Raw genomic sequence first — 22,624 nt, forward strand, 5'->3', positions numbered from 1 at the left:
AGGGATGAGTCAGGTCGATCTCTACCTTGGCGCGGCCGAACGGGCCAATACCCGGCGCAGCTATGCATCAGCCATCCAGCACTTCGAGATTGAGTGGGGAGGCTTGTTACCGGCAACTATCGACTCGATTGCCCGCTACCTGGCTGCGTATGCCGAATCACTGTCACTGAACACACTGAAGCACCGCCTTGCGGCGCTGTCCCGCTGGCACCAGGATCATGGCTTTCCAGACCCGACCAAGGCTCCGAAGATTCGGCAACTCTTGAAGGGCATTCGGACCCTGCATCCGGCCCAGGAAAAGCGGGCCAAGCCGCTGGAACTGGAAATCCTCCACGGTGTTACCGACTGGCTGACGACGGCCACGGCTGCAGCTGTCCGCCAAGGAGATACTGCCGGCACCCTGCGACTTAAGCGGGATCGGGCCCTGGTTCTCCTCGGGTTCTGGCGCGGCTTCCGCTCCGATGAACTGGCCAACCTTCGCATTGAATTCATCGAAATCAAACCCGGTGAGGGGCTGACCTGCTTTTTGCCCCGCAGCAAGGGGGATCGCAACCTGGAAGGCCGGAGCTACTCTTGCCCAGCCTTGTCCCGGCTGTGTCCAGTCGAGGCGGTCGAAGACTGGCTGGCCTTGTCCCAACTGACAGCAGGGCCGCTATTCCGCAAGATTGATCGCTGGGGGCACCTATCCGAGGCCGAACTGACCCCGAGCAGCATCATTCCTATACTTCGAAGGTTATTGAGCCAGGCAGGTGTGGCCGATGCCGACGCCTTCAGCAGCCACTCGCTGCGCCGTGGCTTCGCCCAGTGGGCGGGCATGAGCGGCTGGGACCTCCGGGAGCTGATGAATTACGTGGGCTGGCGTGATGTGAAGGCTGCCATGCGCTATCTGGATGGGGTCAGCACCGATCAGAAGGTGCGTTTCGAGCAGGGCTTGGATCGGGTGCTCCCAGAAAAGCAGCCTGTTTTGCCCCCGCAACTGCCAAGCCTGCCCAAGGTCGCCCTCACAACGATCGAGGTTTCCATCGATCTGTCCGCCTTCAACGGCGGTCGACGCGGTGTCGCCAATGCCTTACGGGACATGGCGAGTACCTGCCTTGCCCGATTTCAGGCGCAACCGCTGGACCAGGATGGTCGTCGATATCAAATCTCCGTCCCGACCCCATCGACAGATGTCCTGGACGATCATCTCTACGCATTGCTCGATGAACTCCATCGTATTGCCGACACCCGTGAGTGCTTTCTGGAGGTAGTCTGCCGCGATCCGGCCACTGGCAGGCACTGGGATTGATGCTACATGACCCAGCTTCACGAGACCGCATATCCCCGCTTGAAAGCTGATCCATCGGCACAGGATCTCGCCGAGATTTATACCCTGACGCCCGATGAAATCGCTTTCATCGACAAGACCGTAAAGCGGCCCGTTGCCCGCGCAGCAGTCTTCATCTACCTGAAACTGTTTCAGCGCCTTGGGTACTTTGTCCATATCAAGGATGTGCCGGCGGCGATTCGCCAGCATATTGTGGCCCAAACGGGGCACCGACCAGCAAGGTTTGACGAACTCCGACAGTTCGACCGTACGACAACGCGCACGGCATTGATCGCAGCACTTCGACGCTACCTGAATGTTCGTCCTCTGGACGACCAAGGGCGTGCCTGGTTGCGGCATATCGCTGAAACAGCAGCAGACAGCCGGCATGTTGTAGCAGACATCGTCAACGTAATGCTTGAAGAACTGGTTCATCATCGCTACGAATTACCTGGTTTCTCCACGCTTGATCGGCTAGCCATCCAGGCCCGGGAGAAAATCCACGATGTCCATTTTGCGAGTATTACCGATCAACTTGATGCCAAGGTAAAAGCCTTGATCGACAGCCTGTTCAAGGTCAAGTCGGGCGATACCAGCAGCACCTGGAATCTACTCAAGCGAGAACCGAAGAAACCGACCAATAAGGAAACCCGCTCCTACCTTCAGCATATCCGTCGGCTCCAGCTACTGGTCGACCAACTGCCAAAACCGGATATCCCCGTCCCAAAGCTCAAGCAGTATCGCTATATCGCCCGCTCGTTGGATGCGACGGAAATGGCGGAACTGAGGCCACAGAAACGCTACGCACTGGCCGTCATCTATATCCGTTCGCAATTTGCCCAGACGCTCGACGATGCTGCCGACCTATTCGTCCGTATGCTTCAGAACCTGGATAACCAGGCACGCAACAAGCTAGGCGAATACCAGCAGGAACACCAGCAGCGGACCGACCGCCTGATCGGGCAATTGAAAGAGATGTTGCTGGCCTATCGGATCGACGGTACGGATCATCAACGCGTGGAGGCCATCGGTGGCAGCCTGATAGCCAATGTCGATGACCTGGTAGCCATCTGTGATGAGCACATGGCTTATGCGGGGCGTAATCATCTGCCGTTCCTCGTCCAACCCTATAAGGTTGTTCGTGCCCAGTTGCTAAACTGCATCGAGATCGTCAATCCCCAGAGCAGCAGCGAGGATGACACCTTGATCCGGATGATGGCAGCGTTGCAGGCGCTGCGTGGCACCCGCCATGAAATCGTCCCACTGTCCTTAGTTGGGCTGAATGCTGAGGAAGATTTCCTATGGCTACCTACGGCTTGGCGAAAACTGGTCGTCTCTGAACGTGCCGATGGACAGATCGTTGCCCTCAACCGCCGTTACTTTGAGCTGGCGGTCCTGTATGCGATCCGTGATGAATTGAAATCGGGTGATCTGTTCATCCAGCATGGCGAGCGCTACGACGACTACCGGGAGCAGCTGGTTGACGACGATACTCTGAATTCTGAGTTGGCCCAGTACGGCGAAGTGACCGGTGTCGAAACCGACCCCAGAGCCTTTACGGAGACCTTGAAGGCGGCTTTGTTGGAGACCGCCGAAGCCGTCGATGCAGAGTTTCCGGACAACGCCTATGCCGAAATCGTCGATGGCCGGCTAATCCTGAAGAAGCCACCAGCCAGCGAACTACCGCCTGGCATCAGGACAATCGACCTGCTGATCACTGAGCATCTGGAGAACATCAGCATTGTTGACGTACTGATCGACACGGAGCGCTGGCTGCAACTGCACAAGCTATTCCGTCCCTTGATGGGAACAGAGAGTCGGATCGAGGAATTGCGTCCAAGAGTAATCAGTACCTTGTTCTGTTATGGCTGTAACCTTGGGCCCACTCAGACGGCACGTTCAATTCGAGGGATGAGCCGCAAGCAGATTGCCTGGCTCAACATCAAGTACATCACGGAAGAGGTACTGGAAAAGGCCATCGTCAAGGTTATCAACGCCTATAACAAGTTCGAATTGCCCAGCTACTGGGGTTCAGGCAAGCATGCCTCGGCCGACGGCACGAAATGGAACCTCTACGAGCAGAACCTGATTTCCGAGCACCACATCCGCTACGGCGGCTATGGCGGCATCGGCTACTACCATGTCTCCGACAAGTTCATCGCGCTGTTCAGTCACTTCATTTCCTGCGGCACCTACGAGGGTACGCACATCCTCGATGGGTTGATGACCAACACCTCGGATGTCCGGCCGGATACCATCCATGGCGACACCCAGGCCCAGAGCTACACGGTGTTTGCGCTTTCCCATCTCTTAGGCATTAAGCTGATGCCGCGCATCCGTGGCATCAAGGATCTGGTGTTTCATCGGCCCGAGAGTAACAAGAGGTTCGTCCATATCGATCGTCTTTTCAGCGACGACATCAACTGGCAGATGATCGAAACCCATTTGCCAGACATGCTGCGCGTGGCTGTCTCGATCAAGCTTGGAAAGATTTCAGCATCGGCTATCCTGCGCCGCCTCGGTACTTACAGCCGAAAGAACAAGCTGTATTTCGCCTTTAAGGAACTCGGCAAGGTAGTCCGAACCATGTTCCTGCTGAAATATGTTGGTGACGTTGAACTGCGCCGGCTCATCCACGCAGAAACCAACAAGTCGGAGCAATTCAATGGCTTTGCGAAAAAACTCTTCTTCGGTGGAGAAGGGGAGATCGCCGAAAACCTGCGCCACGAACAGCGCAAGGTCATTAAATACAACCATCTGATCGCCAACATGGTCATTTTGCACAATGTGGTGGGGATGAGTCGGGTCCTAAAGCAACTACGAGCCGAAGGTTCTCTGATCAACCAGGAAGTATTGGCTGGCCTGGCGCCATACCGGCTGGAGCACATCAATCGTTTTGGTGACTATGTGCTGGACTTCCGACGTAAGGCCGCGGTACTAGATGACGGGTTCCGGATTTTGGAGGCTGAATCAGCAAACCAAGGTCAATGACTATTGATTTCTTCAGGAAAAATCCCAATATCATGAATTGCCATGCACGTGCGTGGTTACTTTTGGGAGATGCTCATGAGCAAGACACTGACCACCAATGGTTCCGTTACGATGAAGAATCTTAATGGGACCTCGGACAAGGACTGTAAGTGCGGATCTTGGTTGGACCACTGGAAGGTCTTCACCAAGGTTTCCTCAACGCCAACATGTCATGTAGCGGGGTGCAATTCACTGGCGGAGGTAGGGGCGCACGTGATACTGCCGAAGCTTGATAATGAAGCACTTCGAAAACTCAACTACATTGCACCGATGTGCAAGTCGCACAACGGCCAGCCAGACACAGAGTTCAGATCCAAGCCCGACAGCGTTTTCGTCAGCGCAAATAAGGCGCTGACCTGCGGAACCTAAGCCTCAATTGATGAGAAGAGGGTAAGGCCAGTGAAAACTGGCCTTACCCTAAACCAAGTTATTTTCCCTTCACGAACAATAAGTTAAGTTGTTTTTTTGAGGATTTCGCACGATTCCCGGCCAACCCTCGGTTACGCCCCGGGGCGGCTTTTTTGCGCCCATCGTCTATAATTTAGATAACGTTATCAAAATTAACTGCCATGGACGACGCCAATCCGGAACAACGCCCCAGCCGGGGACGGCCCCGTAGCCGCTATGCGGAACGCAGTGAGCAGGTGAAGCAGAACATGCGCCTCTACCGGGCCCGCCAGGCGGCAGAACAGGCGGCCCTGGGGCGGGCCCTGGAAGGCTTGCTGCAAGCGGTTTCCAGCGGCGACCTGCAGAGTAGCTTCGCCGCCGGCGCCGCCGTGGCCGGCATCTGGCAGGAAAGCCTGATGCGCTCCCGCTTCCTGGGGGAGGGCAAAAACAAATCGCCGAAGCGCCGGAAAAATCCGGACGGTTCGGCGACTGGGGCGGCGTGAAGCCAGATCAGGCGGTGGGCACGGCAGGCGGGGCGTCGTCGTTGGCGGCGCCTTCGCTGCCCTCAGCCGGCTCCTGATTTTCCGGAGTGTCGTCCGGCAGGCCTTCCTGCTTGCGGCGCAGCTTTTCCTCCTTTTTCCTTTTCTTGGCCAATTCCCTCTGGCGTTTTTCAAACTGAAAATTGGTTTTGGCCAACTGGATTCCTTCGCGGGTCTACTACGTTGATGATTCGGAATGTGCCGTCCGGTCGGGCACAGCGGTGAAGAAGCGGGACTGCATCTCTTCCAGTCCCAGGCTTTGCAGCAGTTCGTTGAGGCGCTCGGCGGGCTTGCGCCGGGGCAGGTTCTTGTAGGTGGCGATGATCAGCTCGTTTTTCATGGAATGCTCCCAGCCCACCAGTTCGGTCACCCGGACCTGGTAGCCGTGGGCCTCCAACTGCAGGCAGCGCAGCACGTTGGTCAGCTGGCTGCCGAATTCCCGGGTGTGGATGGGGTGGCGCCAGATTTCCGTCAGCACCGTCTGGCCCAGGGACTTGCCCTTGTTCTTGTTCAGCACCGCCGCCACTTCCGCTTGGCAGCAGGGCACCAGGACGATGAAACGGGCCTGCTTTTCCAGGGCGAAGCGGATGGCGTCGTCCGTGGCCGTGTTGCACGCATGCAGGGCCGTGACCATGTCCACCCGGGGCGGCAGCAGGGGCGAGGTGATGGAGTCGGCCACCGACAGATTGTGGAATTCCATGCCGGGAAAGCCCAGCCGTTGGGCCAGTTCCCGGGATTTGCCCACCAGTTCGTCCCGGGTCTCGATGCCGACGATGCGGGCCAGGGGGGCGCCAGACTTGAAGAACAGGTCGTACAGAATGAAGCCCAGGTAGCTCTTGCCGGCGCCGTGGTCCACCAGGGTGAATTCCGGCTTGTCCTGCAGCAGCTCGAGCAGCAGGGGCTCGATGAACTGGTACAGGTGGTAGACCTGCTTCAGCTTGCGCCGGCTGTCCTGGTTCATCTTGCCGTCCCGGGTCAGGATGTGCAGTTCCTTGAGCAGCTCGAGGGACTGGCCGGGGCGGATTTCCGGCATGGAGGCGGCGGCAGGGGCGGGCGTGGCTTTGGCTTTTGCAGGCATGGCGAAACGGGCGGCAGCATGAGGCGAAGGGGCGATTATAGGCGCTGGGCCCGCAGGCCATGAGGTAAACTATGGGCCTGCTTCGATTCGCTGCCGCCTTTTTCCCTTATTTCGCCTCTTTGCCGTCCTTTTTCCGCCCATGACCGACGAATTTTTCATGCGTGAAGCCCTGTCCCAGGCCGTGGCCGCCGGCTGCCTGGGGGAGGTGCCGGTGGGTGCCGTCGTCGTGCGGGAGGGCGTCATCGTCGGCCGGGGTTTCAATTCGCCCATCGGCGACAGCGATCCCACGGCCCACGCCGAAGTGGCGGCCCTGCGGGATGCGGCCCGCAACCTGGGCAATTACCGGCTGCCCGGCTGCGAGCTGTTCGTCACCCTGGAACCCTGCGCCATGTGCGCCGGCGCCATTATGCATTCCCGCATCGCCCGGGTGGTCTATGGCGCCCGGGACCCCAAGACCGGCGTGCACGCCAGCGTGCTCGACCTGTTCGCGGTGGACCAGCTCAACCACCACACGGAAATCGTCGGCGGCGTCCTGGCCGACGAATGCGGCCAGCTGCTCTCCCGTTTCTTTGCCGAACGGCGCAAGGCGGCCAAGGCATGAAACTGCGTATCTCCCTCGGGCGCCAGGTCCTGGAACTGCTGGACGACCAGGGCCGGGTGCTGCGCGCCTATCCCGTCTCCACCTCGGCCAGGGGCGCGGGGGAGGAGAGCGGCAGCTTCTGTACCCCCCGGGGCCGCCATTACGTGCGGGCCAAGATCGGAGAGGGCCTGCCGGCCCATGCCGTATTTCGCGGCCGCCGCTTCACCGGTGAAATCTGCACGCCGGAACTGGCTGCCGCCACGCCGGAGCGGGACTGGATCCTCTCCCGCATTCTCTGGCTCTGTGGCCGGGAGCCAGGCTTCAACCGGCTCGGCCCGGTGGATACCATGGCCCGCTACATCTACATCCATGGCACGGCGGACGAGGCCGCCCTGGGCACGCCGGCGTCCCACGGCTGCATCCGCATGGGCAATGCGGACATCGTGGATCTTTTCGAGCGGGTCCCGGCGTTTACGGAAGTGGATATCGTCGAGGATTGAGCTTTGGGGACTGGGGCCGTGCAGATGGAAATTCCAAAAGCGGTGCCACGGCCGGCGCCATGAAAAAAGCCCCGCAGTGCGGGGCTTTTTTTACAACCGTTCAGCGAACCTGGATTACAGGGGCTGAATGTTGGTTGCCTGGGGGCCCTTTTGGCCTTGACCGGCGACGAAGTTAACCTTCTGGCCTTCGCTCAGGGACTTGAAGCCGTCAGCCTTGATTTCGGAGAAGTGGGCGAACAGATCGGGGCCGCCATTGTCCGGGGTGATGAAGCCGAAGCCCTTAGCGTCGTTGAACCACTTAACGGTACCAGTTTCCATTTTGTATTCCTTAAAAACAGCTTAAAAAATGAGCAGATGCTCGAGGCGCGCAATAATCAAGGGAGACCACATGGAACAATGGAGTACCACTATGCAGAGGGACAACGATGAACTTGAATCTGGAACTTGAAGATTTAGCCCGATCCGTTATACGCACCCCCCAGGGGGCTGTCAAACGATTCTTGGAAAAATGCCGATTTATTTGATGTCGAGGCACGTCGGCATCGGCAATCGCCATCGTGGCTGCCGATGGCCCGGTGGATGGCGCCGCGCCACCAAAGGCCTTCAGCCGGCGGCGGCGGCCCCCCTTAACAAGGCGCCCGGATCATCCTAGTCAGCCTGGAAGCGCCGCTGCACTTCGCCGCTGGGGCCGGCGGCGTTGAAACTGCGCTCCGTCAGGCAGACCTCTCCCTGCCGATCCACCGTCAGGACGGTGGAGGCCCGGGTGCCGTATGCCGGTGACTGGACGAAGATGGCGGAGAGCATCCTTTCCCATTCCAGGGAGACGCCGGTATCCGGCAGGTGCTCGTCGGGCCAGCGGGTGGGATCTGCCAGCAGATGGAACAGGGGTTCGGTCTCCGGCAGGGCCTGCAGGGCCTCGCTGAAACGGGCCTTGGCCGCCACCAGCTTGGGCCAGGGGGTTTCCAGGAGATGGTTGGAAAGGCCGTAGATGCCGGGCGGAAGTTCCTGGATGCGGCCCTGCCGGTTGGAGTAGTAACAGAGGCTGTCCCGGTCGGCGAGAAACAGGTTGAAGCTGCCGTAGGCCCCGCCGTCCAGTCCGGAGAGGAAGTCCCGGGGCGAGAGGTCGCCGGCCAGATAGTCCCGGGTCAGGTCGCCCCGGGAACGCTGGCCTTCGGGAGCCTTGGGGTCCCGGTAGTTGGTGACGGCGGCAAAGCGCCGGCGCCGGTCGATGCCGAGCCAGGTGCCGCCGGCCTGCAGGTCCCTTCCGGCCAGGATGCCGGGCTGGTCGCTCCAGAAATCGGCGGCCAGGGTGGGGCGCGCATGGAATTCATCCCGGTTGGCACAAACCGCCAGGGGGTAATCCGGATGGGTCTGCCAGGCGAGGAGGATGAGACACATGGGAAACCTATAGCCACAGAGGGCACAGAGATCTCAGAGAAAAGACAGGAAGGCCGTAGGCGCCCGTAGTACGGCTATGACGGTGAAACCGTGACAGTTTCCCCTGCTGGTCTCTGTGTCCGCTGTGGCACTAGTTTTAGTAGGGCAGGGGCAGCAGTTCCAGCACCGGGCCGTCCGGGCCGCCGGCATGCACCGGGCCGCCGCTGGCGCAGTTTTCCGGAATCACCGCCAGCAGCTCCCAGCTGCCGTCGGCTGCCGGTGCCCCATTGACCACGGTGCCGCCGTGGTTCTCGTCGGCCAGGGTGGAGAAGAGGGCGTCGCCGGCCTTTACCGGGGCGGCCACCCTGGCGCGGAAGAGGGAGCGCTTGACCTTGCCCAGGTACTGGGTGCGGGCGACGATTTCCTGGCCCGGGTAGCAGCCCTTGTGGAAGCTGACGCCGCCGATGCGTTCGAAATTGGCCATCTGGGGCACGAAGGCTTCCTGGGTGGGGCCGCTGATGTGGGGAATGCCGGCCTGGATCTGCAGCCATTGCCATACCGGCGTGCCCACGGGGCGGGCACCGGCGGCCAGGGCTGCCCACAGGCTGGGTGCGGCGGCCACGGCCACGGCGATTTCGAAGCGCTCGTTGCCTTCCAGGCGGATCACCTTGCCCGCCGGCGCCTCCTGGGCTTCCAGGGGCTGGGCCGGCACCGGCAAACCTGCCTGGGCCAGCAGGGCGGCGCTGCCCGGTCCGGCCAAGCCGATCAGGGCCACTTCGTCGCTGCGACTGGTGATCTGCACCTTGGCCCGCAGCACGAACATCTGCAGGCGCTTCTGGATGGCGGGCTGCAGTTCGGCAGCCAGCTGCACCTGGTAGGCGTCGCCTTCCTTCCACAGCAGGAAGCTGGCCAGCATGCGGCCCTTGGCGGTGCACCAGGCGGAATGCTGGGCCGCTTCGGCTTTCAGGTGGTTCACATCGCTGGTCACCTGGTTGTGCAGGAAGGACTTGGCGTCTTCGCCGCCGACGGCGATCAGGCCCAGGTGGGAAAGGGGAGCCAGCACCGGTCCGTTGAGGGCGGCCTGGCGTTCGCCGGCGGCATCGCCGAAATCGGTGACCAGATCGGCGTCGAACTTGGCGCCAGCCGTTTCCAGGGTGGTTTTCCAGAGAGCGTTCATGGGGATTTCCGTGGCAATTGGGGGAAAGTTAAGGGTTTTCGTGAGTCGCTTGTCGGAAACGGTCGGCCATCGGGGGCCGGCTCGTACAGCAGGTCCGCGTCGTCATTGGCCGGCGCGGGCGTCAATAGCTGGGGAGAATACAGGGCTTGGGCTATTATATCGCCTCCTTTTACCCCGAATTCTCGGCAACGGCCAGGCCGGTGGCGGCAGCCGTTCCCCTAGACCCGCTTTCCTATGCGCTTGTTCCGCAGACTGTTGTCCCTGCTGATCCTCGCGGCCCTGCTGAGCGGCGGCGGCCTGGCCTGGCTGGCCCTGAGCCCGGTCCGCCTCAATGCCTCGCCTCTGGACTTCCAGGTGCAGCCCGGCAGCAGTGCCCGCGCAGCCGCCCGGCAGATGGTGGAGGCGGGCATCGATCTCAATCCCTGGGCCTTCGAGGCCCTGGCCCGGGCCAGCCGCAGCGCGGCTGCCCTCAAGGCGGGCAGCTACGAGGTGGAGCAGGGCATCACCCTCTGGGCCCTGCTGCAGAAGCTGACCCGGGGCGACGTCAGCCAGAGCGAACTGGCCATCATCGAGGGCTGGAATTTCCGCCAGCTGCGGGACAAGCTCAACGCCCACCCCGACCTGCGCCATGACGGCGCCGGCTTGTCGGACCGGGAACTGCTGAAGCGCATCGGGGCCGCCGAAAGCCATCCGGAAGGACTGTTCTTTCCCGACACCTATCTCTTCAGCAAGCAGTCCAGCGACCTGGACCTGCTGGCCCGGGCCTACCGGGCCATGCAGAAGCGCCTCCAGGCCGAATGGGCGGCCCGGGTCCCGGGCCTGCCCCTGCAGCATCCCTACCAGGCCCTGATCCTTGCTTCCATCGTGGAAAAGGAAACGGGTCGGGCCGCGGACCGGCCCCACATCGCCGCAGTCTTCGTCAATCGCCTGCGCCAGGGCATGCTGCTGCAGACCGACCCCACGGTCATCTACGGCATGGGTGAGCGCTTCGACGGCAACCTGCGGCGCCAGGACCTGCTCACCGATACGCCCTACAATACCTACACCCGGGGCGGCCTGCCGCCCACGCCCATCGCCATGCCCGGCCAGGCGGCCCTGCAGGCGGCGCTCCATCCCGCTGCCAGCCCGGCCCTTTATTTCGTCGCCCGGGGCGACGGCAGCAGCCATTTTTCCTCCTCCCTGGACGAGCACAACCGGGCGGTAAACAAATACCAGCGGGGCGGACGCTGATTACAGGATGACCATGCGCGGAAAATTCATCACCTTCGAAGGTATCGACGGGGCCGGCAAGAGCACCCACATCCAGTGGCTGGCGGACCAGCTCACGGCCCGGGGCAAGACCGTGGTCACCACCCGGGAGCCCGGCGGCACGCCCCTGGGGGAAAAGCTGCGGGCCCTGCTGCTGGCCGAGCCCATGCACCTGGAAACCGAGGCCCTGCTGATGTTCGCCGCCCGCCGGGAGCACCTGGCCGAGGTCATCGAGCCGGCCCTGGCGGCCGGCACCTGGGTCATCTCGGACCGTTTCACCGATGCCACCGTGGCCTACCAGGGCGGCGGCCGGGGGCTCTCCCTGGACAAGCTGAAAGTCCTGGAGGACTGGGTCCACGGCCACCTGCAGCCGGACCTGACCCTGCTTTTCGATCTGCCCCTGGCGGTGGCCCAGGCCCGCATCGGCAAGGAGCGCATCCTCGACCGCTTCGAGCAGGAAGAGGCTGACTTCCACGAGCGGGTGCGCCAGTGCTATCTGCAACGGGCCGGCCAGTCCAACGGTCGCATCCGGGTGGTACAGGCCGACCGGACCGTGGATGAAATCAAGAAATCAATTGAAGAATTGATTTCAACTATTTGTTTATGAATATATTTCAATTACAGGAATCGGCCTGGCAACGGCTCCAGGGGCGGCGTGCCCAGCTTCCCCACGCCCTCCTGCTGATCGGCCAGCGCGGCGTCGGCAAGTTCGAACTGGCCCGGGCCTTCGCCGCCGGCCTGCTCTGCGAGGCGCCGGGCATGGACGGCCATGCCTGCGGCCAGTGTTCCGCCTGCAACTGGCTGGGGCAGGGCAACCACCCGGATTTCCGGCTGGTGCAACCGGCGGCCATGAGCGACGAAGAGGCCGAGGCCGACGAGGAAACGGGCAAGAAGAAGCCCAGCCAGCAGATCACCATCGACCAGGTGCGGGGGCTGGACGACTTCCTCCATGTCGGCACCCACCGTCAGGGGGTGCGCATCGTGCTGCTGCATCCGGCGGAGGCCATGAACCGCAACACCGCCAACGCGCTGTTGAAGAGCCTGGAAGAACCCCGGCCCGACACCCTGTTCCTGCTGGTGTCCAGCGAGGCCGACCGGCTCCTGCCGACCATCCGCAGCCGCTGCCAGACCGTGGAAGTACCCCTGCCGTCGCCCCAGGCGGCCACCGCCTGGCTGGCGGCGCAGAAGGTCAGCGACGGCGGGCGCTGGCTGGCCCTGGCCGGCGGGGCGCCGCGCCTGGCGGCGGAACTGGCCGGCAGCGGCCAGCGCGGCCTGCTCGATGCCCTGCTCGGACAGTTGCAGAAGGGACGCCAGCTGGATCCCATTGCCGCTGCCGCCCTGATCGAGAAAACCCTCAAGGCGGACAAGTCCGGCGCCCTCACCATGAAGCGGACGGTGGAATGGCTGCAGAAATGGAGTGCTGACCTGGCCTTGGTGGCAGAGGGGCTGCCGCCGCGCTACTTCCAGGCCGATGGCGCTACAATAGGGCAGCTGGCGGCTTCATCAAGCACTATTAAAATTATAAATTTCAATAGATTGCTGATTAAATTTAAAGCTCAATCTGAGCATCCGTTGAACCTGCGCCTGGTACTGGAAGAACTCTTCTTCGCCTACCGGGCCCTGTACTGAAAGACGCGAGGACCCCATGTCGGACACCAATGCCGCAAGTTCTGCCGCTCCTGCCGCCGCCGGAGCCCGCCCCAGCGTTCTCTCCCTCAACATCAATTCCAAGTCGGCCCTTTACGCCGCCTACATGCCCCACCTGAAAAACGGCGGCATCTTCATCCCCACCAACCGTCGCTACACCCTGGGTGACGAAGTTTTCATGCTGCTCTCCCTGATGGAGGACCCGACCAAGCTGCCCATCGCCGGCACCGTGGTCTGGGTGACCCCGGCCGGGGCCCAGAACAGCAAGGCCCAGGGCATCGGCATCCATTTCAACAACGACGAGAGCGGCATCGAGGCACGACGCAAGATCGAAGGCCTGCTCGGCGGCCTGCTCCAGTCCAGCCGCGCCACCCATACCATCTGAGGGCCCCTGGCGGCCCCGCGTAGAGAAACCATGCTTGTCGATTCCCACTGCCACCTGGACTTTCCCGACCTGGCCGCCCGGCTGCCGGAAATCCTGGCCAAGATGGCAGCCAACCAGGTCCAGGCCGCCGTCTGCATCGGCGTCAATCTGGAGGACTTTCCCCGGGTCCTGGCCCTGGCCGAGGCCCATCCCCAGTTGCTGGCCAGCGTCGGTGTCCATCCAGAACACACGGAAGGGGCCGAGCCCACGGTGGAGCAGCTGGTGGCCCTGGCCGCCCATCCTCGGGTCGTCGCCATCGGCGAAACCGGGCTGGATTACTACTGGCACAAGGACAAGCCGGAGTGGCAGCGGCAGCGCTTCCGCACCCACATCGCCGCCGCCAAGGCCTGCGGCAAGCCCCTGGTGATCCATACCCGGGACTCGGCCGCCGACACCATCCGCCTCATGGCGGAGGAGGGGGCCGGAGCGGTGGGCGGAGTCATGCACTGCTTCACCGAGGACTGGGAAGTGGCCAAACAGGTCCTGGACCTGGGCTTCTACATTTCCTTCTCCGGCATCGTCACCTTCAAGAACGCCAAGGTGGTCAAGGAAGTGGCCGCCAAGGTGCCCCTGGAGCGCATCCTGGTGGAGACCGACTCACCCTACCTGGCGCCCACGCCCTTCCGGGGCAAGACCAACGAACCGGCCTACGTGCGCCACGTGGCCGAGGAAATCGCCACCCTGCGCGGTCTCACCCTGCAGGAGGTGGCCGCCGCCACCACCGCCAATTTCTTCCGCTGTTTCCCTGCCGCCGGCACCGCCCTGGCCGCCTGACCCTCGAGGAACCACCATGCGCAAGCTCCTGGCAGCCCTGCTGCTCTCCCTGGCTTTCCCCCTTGCCCAGCCGGCCCTGGCCGGCATTTACGACGACACCCTCAAGGCCGTGCTGGAAAACCACACGGAGGAGGCGGTGGCCCTGCTGGAGCGGGGCATCGATCCCAATACCGCCGATGCCGAAGGCAGCACCCTGCTCATGCTGGCGGCCCGCAACGGCAATGCGGAGCTGGTGGACCAGCTGATCCTGCGCCGGGCCAAGGTCACTGCCCGCAATCGTTTCGGCGACGACGCCCTGCTGCTGGCCAGCTTCCGCGGCCATCTGCCGGTGGTGAAGCTGCTCCTGGCCGGCGGCGCCCCGGTGAACCGCAGCGAAGGCTGGCCGCCCCTGGCCTATGCGGCCTTCAACAACCAGCTGGAGGTGATGGAATACCTGCTGGCCCACGGCGCCGACATCAACGGCACCAGCGACAACGGCACCACCGCCCTCATGGTGGCGGCCCGCAATGCCCATATCGAAGCGGTGCGCCTGCTGCTCAAGCACAAGCCGGATGTGGACAAGATCAACGAGGCCGGCGGCACCGCCCTGAAGTGGGCCGTGGCCGCCAACAATACGGAAATCGCCGACCTGCTGCGCCAGGCCGGCGCCGTCCTGGAGTAAGCGGGAACGCGGGTTTCGGCCGCTCCCGATTTTTCCTGCAGTAACCTGGTTTCGGGAGGAACACTGCCATGCAACGACGTGACTTCCTGCTCGGCGCCGGCGCTTCGGCGGCCCTGGGCGCGGCTACGGCCCGGGCGGCCGACGGCCAGCCGGTGGTGCGCTGGCGCCTGGCCTCCAGCTATCCGAAGAGCCTGGATACCCTCTACGGCGCCAGCGAAGTGCTGGCCAACCGGGTGGCGGCCCTGACCGAGGGACGCTTCCAGATCCGCCCCTTCGCCGCGGGCGAAATCGTCCCCGGTCTGCAGACCCTGGATGCGGTGCAGCAGGGCACCGTGGAGTGCGGCCACACCCTGGGCTCCTTCTACGTCGGCAAGAACCGGGCATTCGCCTTCGACAGCGTCCTGCCCTTCGGCCTCACCACCCGCCAGCAGACGGCCTGGATGCATTTCGGCAACGGCCTGACCCTGCTGCGGGAGCTGTACCGGGACTACGGCGTCATCAACTTCCCCGGCGGCAACACCGGCGCCCAGATGGGGGGCTGGTTCCGCAAGGAACTGCAGGGCCTGGCCGACCTCAAGGGCCTGAAGATGCGCATTCCAGGCCTGGGCGGGGAAATCATGGCGCGCCTGGGGGCGGTGCCACAGACCATTCCCGGGGCCGATGTCTATCCGGCCCTGGAAAAGGGCGCCATCGACGCTGCCGAATGGTCCGGCCCCTACGATGACGAGAAGCTGGGCTTCTTCAAGGTGGCCCGCTACTACTACCATCCGGGCTGGTGGGAACCCAGTGCCCAGCTGAGTTTCCTGGTCAATGCCCGGGAATGGGAAAAGCTGCCCAAGGCCTACCAGCAGGCCTTCGAGGTGGCGGCGGCAGAAGCCCATCTGCTCACCACCGCCGAATACGACGCCAAGAATCCGCCGGCCCTGACGCGCCTGCTGGCCCAGGGCGTCAAGCTGCGCCGTTTTCCGGATGACGTGATGAAGGCTGCCTACAAGGCCGCCTTTGCCTTCTACGACGAGGAGGCCGAGCGCAATCCGGTGTTCCGCAAGATCTATAACGACTGGCAGCGTTTCCGCAGCCAGCAACAGGCCTGGTTCCGCATCGGCGAAACCGGCATCGAAAACTTCATGTATTCGCAGAACCTGCAGAAATAAGAGTCCCCATGGAAGAACAGACCCTGAACGACCCCGTCGCCGACCTGGCGCCCCACGCCCTGCAACGGGAAGCCGCCCGCCTGGCCCAGGAGGCCTTTGCCCTGGCTTTCCGCCAGACCCTGGAGGGCAAGGGGGAAGAGCGGCCCCAGATCATCGCCCAGATCGTCCAGCGCCTCATGGGCTGGGCCAACGACAAGCGGGAAGGGGAGGCGGGCGACCACCATGCCGGTCGCCACCTGCGCCAGGCCATGCTGCTCAGCGGCCTGGATCAGTGGGGCCTGGCCTATGCCCAGGTCTACGGTCCCAGCGCCATGACCGGCCTCTCGGCCATGGTGGCCGGCCTGCGCGCCGGCCTGGACGGGGCCGGGGAGAGCGAAGGCTACCAGGCCTTCTTCGAGCGCCTGGTGAACGAGGAAACGGCAGCCTTCAGCTTCAAGTCCGACCTGCGCCAGGCCATCCACATGGCCCTCTGGCACACCATGATCGCCACGGAAAACCGGGGTGAAGCCCTGCAACTCCTGCAGCAGCTGGGCGGCATGATGCTGGCCTTGCCCCAGGCCATGCCGCAGCACGGCTGGATGATCCTGGCCAACACCCTGGCCGACATCCAGATCCGCTGCCTGGCCCACGCCCTGGCGGCGGAAGGCCTGGGCCAGGAAATGACCCAGGAGCTATTCGGCGCCCTGGCCAAGCAGTTGCCGGGGGAACTGCGTTCCCAGGTGATGGGCAATGCGGCCCGCACGGTGCTGGAATGGCAGCAGACCAACCGGGCCCAGGGCACGGTGCATTAGGGTGGAGGCAGGGGAGGGCTGGCAGGCCTGGTTCGACGGCGCGGCAGCCCCCAATCCGGGACGCATCGGCCTGGGCGGCCTGCTGCTGTCGCCCGGCGGTGTCCGGCAGGAGCTTTCCCTGCGCCCGGGGCAGCTGGGCTGCAATAACGAGGCGGAACTGCTGGCCCTGGCCGAGGTGCTGGATCTGGCCTGGGCTGCGGGGGCGCGGCGCCTGACGGTGCGTGGTGACAGCGATTTTGCGGTACGCCACCTGCAGGGACAGGCCCATACCGCGGTGCCCCATCTGGCCGAACTGTTGCAGACCGTGCTGGCCAAGGCGGCCCGTTTCGAGGCGGTGCAGTTTCTCTGGGTGCCGCGGCACCGCAACGGCGAGGCCGATCGTCTATCCCGTCAGGCCCTGGGGCTGACGACGGAACCGGTGCAACGCCCCATCAGCAGACGCCGCCGTTAGGCCATCCTGGCCGGGGCAGGGCGGAGAAGACCGCCCCTGGCCGATCTTCAGGGCATCCAGAATTTGGTTTTTTCCGTCACCCGGATGGTGGCGTCAGCCTCGTCCTGCACCGTCAGGGTGATGGGATGGGCGCCCTTGTCCGCGCTCCCCGCATCCACCCGGATTTGCAGCGTCAAAGTGCCGGTGGACGCCGCTGCCAGGGACACCTGGGCCGGCTGGCTGAGGCGAATGCCCTCGAGGCCAGCCACCTGCACGGTATAGCGCCGAGGCTGCTCGCTGGCATTGACCAGCTGCAGCTGGTAGTTGTTTTCGATGCTGCCGTCGTCCGCCTCCCGGGCCAGGGTGCTGCGGTCCCGCAGCACGTCCACCTTGAGGGGCACCCGGGTGGCCAGGGACCAGGCCGTGGCCCCGGTCAGGAGGAAGAACACCGAGGCATAGACGATGGTGCGCGGACGCAGGGCGCGGCGGATGATCTCGCTGCGGCCGAAGTGCTGCTTGACGGCGTTTTCCGTGGAATAGCGGATCAGGCCCCGGGGGTATTCCATCTTGTCCATCACCTGGTCGCAGGCATCGATGCAGGCGGCGCAGCCGATGCATTCGTTCTGCAGGCCGTCCCGGATGTCGATGCCGGTGGGGCACACCTGGACGCAGATGCCGCAATCGACGCAATCGCCCAGGCCCTTTTCCTTGGCATCGGCGCCTTTCTTGCGGGTGCCCCGGGGATCGCCCCGCTCGGCGTCGTAGGTGATGATCAGGGTGTCCGGATCGAACATGACAAACTGGAAGCGGGCGTAGGGGCAGATGTACTTGCACATCTGCTCCCGCAGGAAGCCGGCATTGCCGTAGGTGGCAAAGCCATAGAAGGCGACCCAGAAAGCCTCGTTGAGGGTTGGCCGCAGCTGCCACAGGTCCGCCACCAGTTCCCGGATGGGGACGAAATAGCCGACGAAGGTGATGCCGGTCCAGAAGGAAAAGGCCAGCCAGGCGCCATGCTTGGCCGTCTTGATACCCACCTTGCGGGCATCCCAGGGCGCTGCGTCCAGCTTCATGCGCTTGGGCCGGTCACCCTCGATCACCTTTTCGATCCACAGGAAAATTTCCGTATAGACGGTCTGGGGACAGCTGTAGCCGCACCACAGGCGGCCGGCCAGGGTGGTGAAGAGGAACAGGGCGAGGGCGGAGAGGACCAGCAGGATGGCCAGGTAGATGGTGTCCTGGGGCCACAACACCAGGTCGAAAATGTAGAAACGGCGGGCATCAAGATCGAACTGCACCGCCGGACGGCCGTTCCAGGGCAGCCAGCAGAGGCCGAAATAGACCGCCTGGGTCAGCCACACCAGGGCCCAGCGCCAGTTGGCGAACCAGCCCGAGATGGAGCGCGGATACACCTTCGCGTCGGACTGGAACATCGGTTGAATCGGGATGACTTTGGGCGCTTTGGGAGGCTGGGACATGGGGAAAACGCATGGACATGGGCGGTTGGAGAAAAGCGTCCGTCACCAAAAAGATTGAAATTTCGTATATCTTTAATGTAACAGGCGCATCAACCTAAATCAATACAACAAATATATCTTTACGGTGTGAACAGTCATGAAGCTCAGTACCTTCTCCGATTACAGCCTGCGGGTGCTCATCTACCTGGGCCTGCACCCCGAACGCCTGGCCACCGTGGCCGAAATCACGGCCGCCTTCGGCATCTCCCGCGGGCACCTGATGAAGGTGGTGCACCAACTGGGCAAGGCCGGCTATCTGGAAACGGTACGGGGCAAAGGCGGCGGCATGCGGCTGGGCCTGGCTCCCGAGCAGATCGTCCTGGGGCGGGTGATCCGCCATACGGAAGGCGACATCAGCCTGGTGGAATGCTTCGGCAGCGACTCGGACTGCCGCATCCAGCCAGCCTGCCGCCTCAAGGCCGTGCTGGCCGAAGCCCTGGCGGGGATGTTCCTGGTCCTGGACAGCTACACCCTCGCCGATTTGCTGCAGCAACCCCAGGCTCTGGAAGCATTGATCGGCTGCGACAGTCAGGTTGCGGTCTGAGGAGATGCCGATGCCGCAGTTGGAGCTGTATCAGCAGATCGGTGGCGGCACCGGGAAAGAACGCCGATGTCACTTCATTCCGCTTAACCTATAACTCGCATAATTTGTATTATGTTAAATATGATGCGCGCTTTGAAAAGTGGGGGGCGCACTCGAGTCCCCCCATTTTCTTACTTGCTGATGGCAGAACTCAGATTGCTCATGGTGATGCGCGGTCGTGCGTTGCTGCCAATGGATTTCTGCAATCCCAGACGAGTTTTAACATTGATCAGCAACGGAGCTCGCACATTGGCGTTGATCTGGTTCTCGCCCTCTTGCTTAAACAGGAGCAGCATTACTGCCACGTCTTCAGGCTTATCTGCCTGCAACGTGCGACACTCGTCATCGCTTAGTTCCAGTTCATACTGAAAACCGATGGCACTAGGATCAATGATTTGGAATGCAACAGCAGGATTATCTAAAGATTGCAGAGTGAAACTGACTGGCTCCCCTTCGGTACTCTCATGAATTAGCTTGAATCTGGTATCCCCAGCAAAACCGGTCAGTCCTGCGGGGAAAGAAATAACGGTATTAGGGTCAACTTCAATAGTGCCGAACAGATGGGTTTTTACTTGCATGGCGAGCTCCTCTCAGAATCGTTTTGGTTGGCGGGATTGGCGATAGTCTTGGCCGATTATGCCATTGGCGCCGGGGCCCGGGTGGCCGAATTGAAGAAGCGGCAAACCTCGGCGGCCGGTACCGGCGGGCTGAACAGATAACCCTGGACTTCGCCGCACTGGTGCAGGGCCAGGTAGTCCAGCTGGGATTGGTTTTCCACCCCTTCGGCAATGACGCCCAGTTCCAGCTTGGCGGCAATGGCGATGATGGCCTGGATGATGGCGGCGTCGCCCGAATCCTTGATCATGTCGCGCACGAAGGACTGGTCGATCTTGATCTTGTCCAGGGGGAAACGCTTCAGGTAGCTGAGGCTGGAATAGCCGGTGCCGAAATCGTCCAGGGACAGGCGGATGCCCAGGGACTTCAGCTCGTGCAGCACCTCGACGGCCCGTTCGGTGTCGTCCATGAGCAGGCTTTCGGTGATTTCCAGCTCCAGCTGGGCGGCCGGCAGGCCCGTTTCGGCCAGCACCCGCTGCACCAGGGAGACCAGATTGCGCTGCCGGAACTGCACCGGGGAAAGATTCACTGCCACCGTGGTGGCCGGCTGCCCTGCCCTCTGCCAGGCCATCTGCTGCCGGCAGGCCTCGGCCAGGACCCATTCGCCGATGGGCAGGATCAGGTTGGTTTCCTCGGCGATGGGAATGAAGCGGGCCGGCGGCACCAGGCCCAGTTCGGGATGACGCCAGCGCAAGAGGGCCTCGAAACCGATGGGATCGCCGCCGCCGACCCGGTATTGGGGCTGGTAGTAGAGCATCAGTTCCTGGCGCGGCAGGGCCTTGCGCAGGCTGTTTTCCAGGGACAGGCGTTCGAATACCCTAGCGTTCATTTCCGGCGTGAAGAACTGGTAGGTATTGCGACCGGCAGCCTTGGCCGAATACATGGCGGCATCGGCGTTCTTCAGCAGGGCGCCGAGGTCGGTGCCGTCGTGGGGATACATGCTGATGCCGACTGAGGCTGACAGCACCAGTTCGTGCCCGTCCACATTGAAAGGCTGGGCCATGGTTTCCAGCAGGCGCTGGGCGATGCGCCCGATCATGGGGGCACCGCTGCATTCGGTGAGGAGGATGGCGAATTCGTCGCCGCCGGAACGGCTCAGGGTGTCCGCCGCGTCCAGGGTGTGGCGCAGGCGCTCCGCCGCCAGTTGGAGCAGCTTGTCGCCGACCTCGTGGCCGAGGGAGTCGTTGATGTTCTTGAAATGATCCAGATCCAGGAGCAGCAGGGCCATGGGCGCCTGGCTGCCGACCGAGCGGTTGATGGCATCGGCCATGCGGGAACTGAGCAGGCTGCGGTTGGGCAGGTCGGTCAGGGCGTCGTGCTCCGCCAGATGGCGGATGCGGGCTTCGGCTTCCTTGCGCTCCGTGATGTCCCGGGCGATGCCGGCCATGCCGACGACCTCGCCCTCCTCGTTGTGCACCGGCACCCGGATGTAGTCCAGGGTACGCGGCTGCCCTTCCCCATTGGTTACCAGGACTTCGAAGTGGCCCGGCTTGCCGCTGGCCAGCACGGCTTCGTCGTGATTCTGGAAGGTCCGCGCCAGGGCTTCGGGCCAGACCTGGAACACGGTCTTGCCGACGATTTCCTCAGCCGGCTTGCCGCACATGCGGGCGTAGGCCTCGTTGACGGCGTGGAAGCGGAAGGCGTTGTCCTTGATCCAGGCCAGGTCGGGAATGCTGTCCAGCAGGGCCCGGATGCGGGAGGAGCTTTCGTCGTAGGCATTGGTCATGGTGTGGGCCATGGACACCGCCCGCACGTAACTGCGCTGCCACACCAGGATCAGGCCCAGCAGGGCCAGGGCCAGCACCACGGCAGTGGCGCCGTAATAGGTGAGCTTGCGATACCACTCGGACAGCACCTCGTCCCGGGAGAGGCCGACGAAAACCACGAAGGGCAGGTTTTCCAGGCGCCGGAAGCCGAACACGCGGCGAATGCCGTCCTGATGCGAGAGGGCCTCGAAGGCCCCCTTCTCCCGGCTGCGGATGTTGTCGCTGATTTCCGTGTTGAGGATGCTCTTGCCCAGCCGGTTGGGCAGGGGCGGGGTGCGGGCGATGAGGCGCAGTTCGGCGTCGTACAGGGCCACCACGCCACCCTCCCCCACGTTCAGGGTCTGGAAGTGCTGCTGCAGGCTGTCCGCATTGACGGCGGCCTGGACCAGGCCGAGGAAGCGCCCGTCCTTGTCCCGCAGGCTGCGGCTGAGGGTGATGACCCAGTTCTGGGTGATGCGGGCGAAAATCGGCTCGGAAAAGACCAGGCCCGCCTTGGGATCGTTCTTGTTGCGCTGGAAATAGGCCCGGTCGCCGATGCTCTGGCTGGAGATCTTGCCGCTGGCGTCGTAGCGGAAGGTGCCGGTGGCATCGGCCACCCGCAGGCTCTGGGACTCGGGAATGCGGGAGAGCAGTCGGGCCAGTTCCGCATTGACGGCCTGGGGCGAAACGGGGCCCTTGGCCAGGCGCTGCTGCATGGAATACTGGACTTCCAGCAGCACCAGGTCGATCTTCTCCACAGCGCCCCGGGTGCGGCCTTCCAGGCTGTCCGCCAGGTTTTCCACATTGCGCCGGGCGAAGGCCATTTCCGTGTCGTAGGAATGGTTCAGTTCCAGACCCAGCAAGGCGCAAAAGCCCGCCAAGGCCAGCAAGGCGATGACGACATAGACGAACTGTCGCGAGGAAATGCCGTTTTGCTTGGTCAAAAAGGGTGTCTCGGCGTTGGGTTCCGGGGCATGGCAGCCGCCAAGTCCCGCCAGGCAAGGATGAATCGGGGCTGTCGCTGAAAAACCGCGCCAGCATTCATTCTCAGCCCGACAGAACGG

At 62.9% G+C, this 22,624-nt stretch carries 24 protein-coding genes; 16 read left to right on the forward strand and 8 right to left on the reverse strand.

Annotated elements, in window-relative coordinates:
* Positions 1-4: 4 nt before the first annotated feature.
* From AC1RTA_RS01820 to AC1RTA_RS01835, 4 genes are all read left to right on the forward strand, one after another.
* Positions 5-1,288: a site-specific integrase gene (locus AC1RTA_RS01820; RefSeq protein ID WP_152089174.1), complete on the forward strand. Its 1,284-nt coding sequence runs from the start codon at positions 5-7 to the stop codon at positions 1,286-1,288.
* Between the two features lie 6 nt (positions 1,289-1,294).
* Entirely contained in the window at positions 1,295-4,297 is a 3,003-nt protein-coding gene (locus tag AC1RTA_RS01825; RefSeq protein WP_109041812.1) for a Tn3 family transposase, read from the forward strand.
* A 75-nt stretch (positions 4,298-4,372) separates the two neighbouring features.
* Positions 4,373-4,705: a hypothetical protein gene (locus AC1RTA_RS01830; RefSeq protein ID WP_152089173.1), complete on the forward strand. Its 333-nt coding sequence runs from the start codon at positions 4,373-4,375 to the stop codon at positions 4,703-4,705.
* 200 nt (positions 4,706-4,905) lie between these two features.
* Positions 4,906-5,226, forward strand: coding sequence for a hypothetical protein (locus tag AC1RTA_RS01835; RefSeq protein WP_014237695.1), 321 nt, complete (start codon positions 4,906-4,908; stop codon positions 5,224-5,226).
* A gap of 7 nt (positions 5,227-5,233) precedes the next feature.
* Here AC1RTA_RS01835 and AC1RTA_RS01840 read toward each other — a convergent pair whose 3' ends face one another.
* Together AC1RTA_RS01840 and AC1RTA_RS01845 are read right to left on the reverse strand one after the other, a co-directional pair.
* The gene (locus tag AC1RTA_RS01840) at positions 5,234-5,377 is read right to left on the reverse strand and encodes a hypothetical protein (RefSeq protein WP_492783808.1); all 144 of its coding nucleotides are present in this window, start codon (positions 5,375-5,377) and stop codon (positions 5,234-5,236) included.
* 63 nt (positions 5,378-5,440) lie between these two features.
* Positions 5,441-6,340 carry a class I SAM-dependent methyltransferase gene (locus AC1RTA_RS01845; protein WP_492783809.1) on the reverse strand — a complete coding sequence of 300 codons (900 nt, stop codon included), beginning with the start codon at positions 6,338-6,340 and terminating at the stop codon, positions 5,441-5,443.
* Between the two features lie 139 nt (positions 6,341-6,479).
* Between AC1RTA_RS01845 and tadA the strand changes: the two genes are divergently transcribed.
* Positions 6,480-6,941 carry a tRNA adenosine(34) deaminase TadA gene (gene tadA / locus AC1RTA_RS01850; RefSeq protein WP_014237692.1) on the forward strand — a complete coding sequence of 154 codons (462 nt, stop codon included), beginning with the start codon at positions 6,480-6,482 and terminating at the stop codon, positions 6,939-6,941.
* On the forward strand, positions 6,938-7,420 hold the full coding sequence (locus AC1RTA_RS01855) for a L,D-transpeptidase family protein (protein ID WP_492783810.1): 483 nt from the start codon (positions 6,938-6,940) through the stop codon (positions 7,418-7,420). The genes tadA and AC1RTA_RS01855 overlap by 4 nt, the downstream gene beginning before the upstream one ends.
* 114 nt (positions 7,421-7,534) lie before the next feature.
* Here AC1RTA_RS01855 and AC1RTA_RS01860 read toward each other — a convergent pair whose 3' ends face one another.
* From AC1RTA_RS01860 to ygfZ, 3 genes are all read right to left on the reverse strand, one after another.
* Positions 7,535-7,738 carry a cold-shock protein gene (locus AC1RTA_RS01860; RefSeq protein ID WP_014237690.1) on the reverse strand — a complete coding sequence of 68 codons (204 nt, stop codon included), beginning with the start codon at positions 7,736-7,738 and terminating at the stop codon, positions 7,535-7,537.
* Between the two features lie 330 nt (positions 7,739-8,068).
* The gene (locus AC1RTA_RS01865) at positions 8,069-8,818 is read right to left on the reverse strand and encodes an NRDE family protein (protein ID WP_492783811.1); all 750 of its coding nucleotides are present in this window, start codon (positions 8,816-8,818) and stop codon (positions 8,069-8,071) included.
* A 136-nt stretch (positions 8,819-8,954) separates the two neighbouring features.
* On the reverse strand, positions 8,955-9,974 hold the full coding sequence (ygfZ, locus tag AC1RTA_RS01870; RefSeq protein WP_492783812.1) for a CAF17-like 4Fe-4S cluster assembly/insertion protein YgfZ: 1,020 nt from the start codon (positions 9,972-9,974) through the stop codon (positions 8,955-8,957).
* Between the two features lie 234 nt (positions 9,975-10,208).
* Between ygfZ and mltG the strand changes: the two genes are divergently transcribed.
* From mltG to AC1RTA_RS01915, 9 genes are all read left to right on the forward strand, one after another.
* Positions 10,209-11,204: an endolytic transglycosylase MltG gene (gene mltG, locus AC1RTA_RS01875; protein ID WP_492783813.1), complete on the forward strand. Its 996-nt coding sequence runs from the start codon at positions 10,209-10,211 to the stop codon at positions 11,202-11,204.
* A gap of 13 nt (positions 11,205-11,217) precedes the next feature.
* Positions 11,218-11,829 (forward strand): dTMP kinase, encoded by a 612-nt coding sequence (tmk, locus tag AC1RTA_RS01880; RefSeq protein WP_014237686.1) that lies wholly within the window; start codon positions 11,218-11,220, stop codon positions 11,827-11,829.
* Positions 11,826-12,851, forward strand: a complete 1,026-nt coding sequence (gene holB / locus AC1RTA_RS01885) for a DNA polymerase III subunit delta' (RefSeq protein ID WP_130458528.1) — start codon at positions 11,826-11,828, stop codon at positions 12,849-12,851. The genes tmk and holB overlap by 4 nt, the downstream gene beginning before the upstream one ends.
* 16 nt (positions 12,852-12,867) lie before the next feature.
* Complete coding sequence (locus AC1RTA_RS01890; protein WP_014237684.1) at positions 12,868-13,254, forward strand: PilZ domain-containing protein; 387 nt, start codon at positions 12,868-12,870, stop codon at positions 13,252-13,254.
* 30 nt (positions 13,255-13,284) lie between these two features.
* Complete coding sequence (locus tag AC1RTA_RS01895) at positions 13,285-14,067, forward strand: TatD family hydrolase (RefSeq protein ID WP_492783814.1); 783 nt, start codon at positions 13,285-13,287, stop codon at positions 14,065-14,067.
* A gap of 16 nt (positions 14,068-14,083) precedes the next feature.
* On the forward strand, positions 14,084-14,728 hold the full coding sequence (locus AC1RTA_RS01900) for an ankyrin repeat domain-containing protein (RefSeq protein WP_152089170.1): 645 nt from the start codon (positions 14,084-14,086) through the stop codon (positions 14,726-14,728).
* A 68-nt stretch (positions 14,729-14,796) separates the two neighbouring features.
* Positions 14,797-15,882, forward strand: coding sequence for a TRAP transporter substrate-binding protein (locus tag AC1RTA_RS01905; RefSeq protein WP_287874722.1), 1,086 nt, complete (start codon positions 14,797-14,799; stop codon positions 15,880-15,882).
* Between the two features lie 8 nt (positions 15,883-15,890).
* The gene (locus tag AC1RTA_RS01910) at positions 15,891-16,673 is read left to right on the forward strand and encodes a hypothetical protein (RefSeq protein ID WP_130458524.1); all 783 of its coding nucleotides are present in this window, start codon (positions 15,891-15,893) and stop codon (positions 16,671-16,673) included.
* A gap of 1 nt (position 16,674) precedes the next feature.
* Positions 16,675-17,124: a ribonuclease HI family protein gene (locus tag AC1RTA_RS01915; RefSeq protein ID WP_207222156.1), complete on the forward strand. Its 450-nt coding sequence runs from the start codon at positions 16,675-16,677 to the stop codon at positions 17,122-17,124.
* A gap of 47 nt (positions 17,125-17,171) precedes the next feature.
* On the opposite strand, the gene ccoG is transcribed toward AC1RTA_RS01915, so the two are convergent.
* Entirely contained in the window at positions 17,172-18,578 is a 1,407-nt protein-coding gene (ccoG, locus tag AC1RTA_RS01920; RefSeq protein WP_130458522.1) for a cytochrome c oxidase accessory protein CcoG, read from the reverse strand.
* A 136-nt stretch (positions 18,579-18,714) separates the two neighbouring features.
* Between ccoG and AC1RTA_RS01925 the strand changes: the two genes are divergently transcribed.
* Positions 18,715-19,161, forward strand: a complete 447-nt coding sequence (locus AC1RTA_RS01925; protein ID WP_492783815.1) for an RrF2 family transcriptional regulator — start codon at positions 18,715-18,717, stop codon at positions 19,159-19,161.
* Positions 19,162-19,331: 170 nt separating this feature from the next.
* Here AC1RTA_RS01925 and fliW read toward each other — a convergent pair whose 3' ends face one another.
* Positions 19,332-19,778, reverse strand: coding sequence for a flagellar assembly protein FliW (gene fliW, locus AC1RTA_RS01930; RefSeq protein WP_492783816.1), 447 nt, complete (start codon positions 19,776-19,778; stop codon positions 19,332-19,334).
* Between the two features lie 56 nt (positions 19,779-19,834).
* Positions 19,835-22,504 carry a bifunctional diguanylate cyclase/phosphodiesterase gene (locus AC1RTA_RS01935; protein WP_014237581.1) on the reverse strand — a complete coding sequence of 890 codons (2,670 nt, stop codon included), beginning with the start codon at positions 22,502-22,504 and terminating at the stop codon, positions 19,835-19,837.
* Between the last annotated feature and the right edge of the window lie 120 nt (positions 22,505-22,624).

It is taken from the genome of Azospira sp. MPR-E4, from assembly GCF_058809645.1.

Excerpts from the sequence above, each read along its gene's own strand:
- AC1RTA_RS01820 (WP_152089174.1), top strand. The coding sequence starts at position 5 with ATGAGTCAGGTCGATCTCTACCTTGGCGCGGCCGAACGGGCCAATACC.
- AC1RTA_RS01825 (WP_109041812.1), top strand. The coding sequence starts at position 1,295 with ATGACCCAGCTTCACGAGACCGCATATCCCCGCTTGAAAGCTGATCCA.
- AC1RTA_RS01830 (WP_152089173.1), top strand. The coding sequence starts at position 4,373 with ATGAGCAAGACACTGACCACCAATGGTTCCGTTACGATGAAGAATCTT.
- AC1RTA_RS01835 (WP_014237695.1), top strand. The coding sequence starts at position 4,906 with ATGGACGACGCCAATCCGGAACAACGCCCCAGCCGGGGACGGCCCCGT.
- AC1RTA_RS01845 (WP_492783809.1), bottom strand. The coding sequence starts at position 6,340 with ATGCCTGCAAAAGCCAAAGCCACGCCCGCCCCTGCCGCCGCCTCCATG.
- tadA (WP_014237692.1), top strand. The coding sequence starts at position 6,480 with ATGACCGACGAATTTTTCATGCGTGAAGCCCTGTCCCAGGCCGTGGCC.
- AC1RTA_RS01855 (WP_492783810.1), top strand. The coding sequence starts at position 6,938 with ATGAAACTGCGTATCTCCCTCGGGCGCCAGGTCCTGGAACTGCTGGAC.
- AC1RTA_RS01860 (WP_014237690.1), bottom strand. The coding sequence starts at position 7,738 with ATGGAAACTGGTACCGTTAAGTGGTTCAACGACGCTAAGGGCTTCGGC.
- AC1RTA_RS01865 (WP_492783811.1), bottom strand. The coding sequence starts at position 8,818 with ATGTGTCTCATCCTCCTCGCCTGGCAGACCCATCCGGATTACCCCCTG.
- ygfZ (WP_492783812.1), bottom strand. The coding sequence starts at position 9,974 with ATGAACGCTCTCTGGAAAACCACCCTGGAAACGGCTGGCGCCAAGTTC.
- mltG (WP_492783813.1), top strand. The coding sequence starts at position 10,209 with ATGCGCTTGTTCCGCAGACTGTTGTCCCTGCTGATCCTCGCGGCCCTG.
- tmk (WP_014237686.1), top strand. The coding sequence starts at position 11,218 with ATGCGCGGAAAATTCATCACCTTCGAAGGTATCGACGGGGCCGGCAAG.
- holB (WP_130458528.1), top strand. The coding sequence starts at position 11,826 with ATGAATATATTTCAATTACAGGAATCGGCCTGGCAACGGCTCCAGGGG.
- AC1RTA_RS01890 (WP_014237684.1), top strand. The coding sequence starts at position 12,868 with ATGTCGGACACCAATGCCGCAAGTTCTGCCGCTCCTGCCGCCGCCGGA.
- AC1RTA_RS01895 (WP_492783814.1), top strand. The coding sequence starts at position 13,285 with ATGCTTGTCGATTCCCACTGCCACCTGGACTTTCCCGACCTGGCCGCC.
- AC1RTA_RS01900 (WP_152089170.1), top strand. The coding sequence starts at position 14,084 with ATGCGCAAGCTCCTGGCAGCCCTGCTGCTCTCCCTGGCTTTCCCCCTT.
- AC1RTA_RS01905 (WP_287874722.1), top strand. The coding sequence starts at position 14,797 with ATGCAACGACGTGACTTCCTGCTCGGCGCCGGCGCTTCGGCGGCCCTG.
- AC1RTA_RS01910 (WP_130458524.1), top strand. The coding sequence starts at position 15,891 with ATGGAAGAACAGACCCTGAACGACCCCGTCGCCGACCTGGCGCCCCAC.
- ccoG (WP_130458522.1), bottom strand. The coding sequence starts at position 18,578 with ATGTCCCAGCCTCCCAAAGCGCCCAAAGTCATCCCGATTCAACCGATG.
- AC1RTA_RS01925 (WP_492783815.1), top strand. The coding sequence starts at position 18,715 with ATGAAGCTCAGTACCTTCTCCGATTACAGCCTGCGGGTGCTCATCTAC.
- fliW (WP_492783816.1), bottom strand. The coding sequence starts at position 19,778 with ATGCAAGTAAAAACCCATCTGTTCGGCACTATTGAAGTTGACCCTAAT.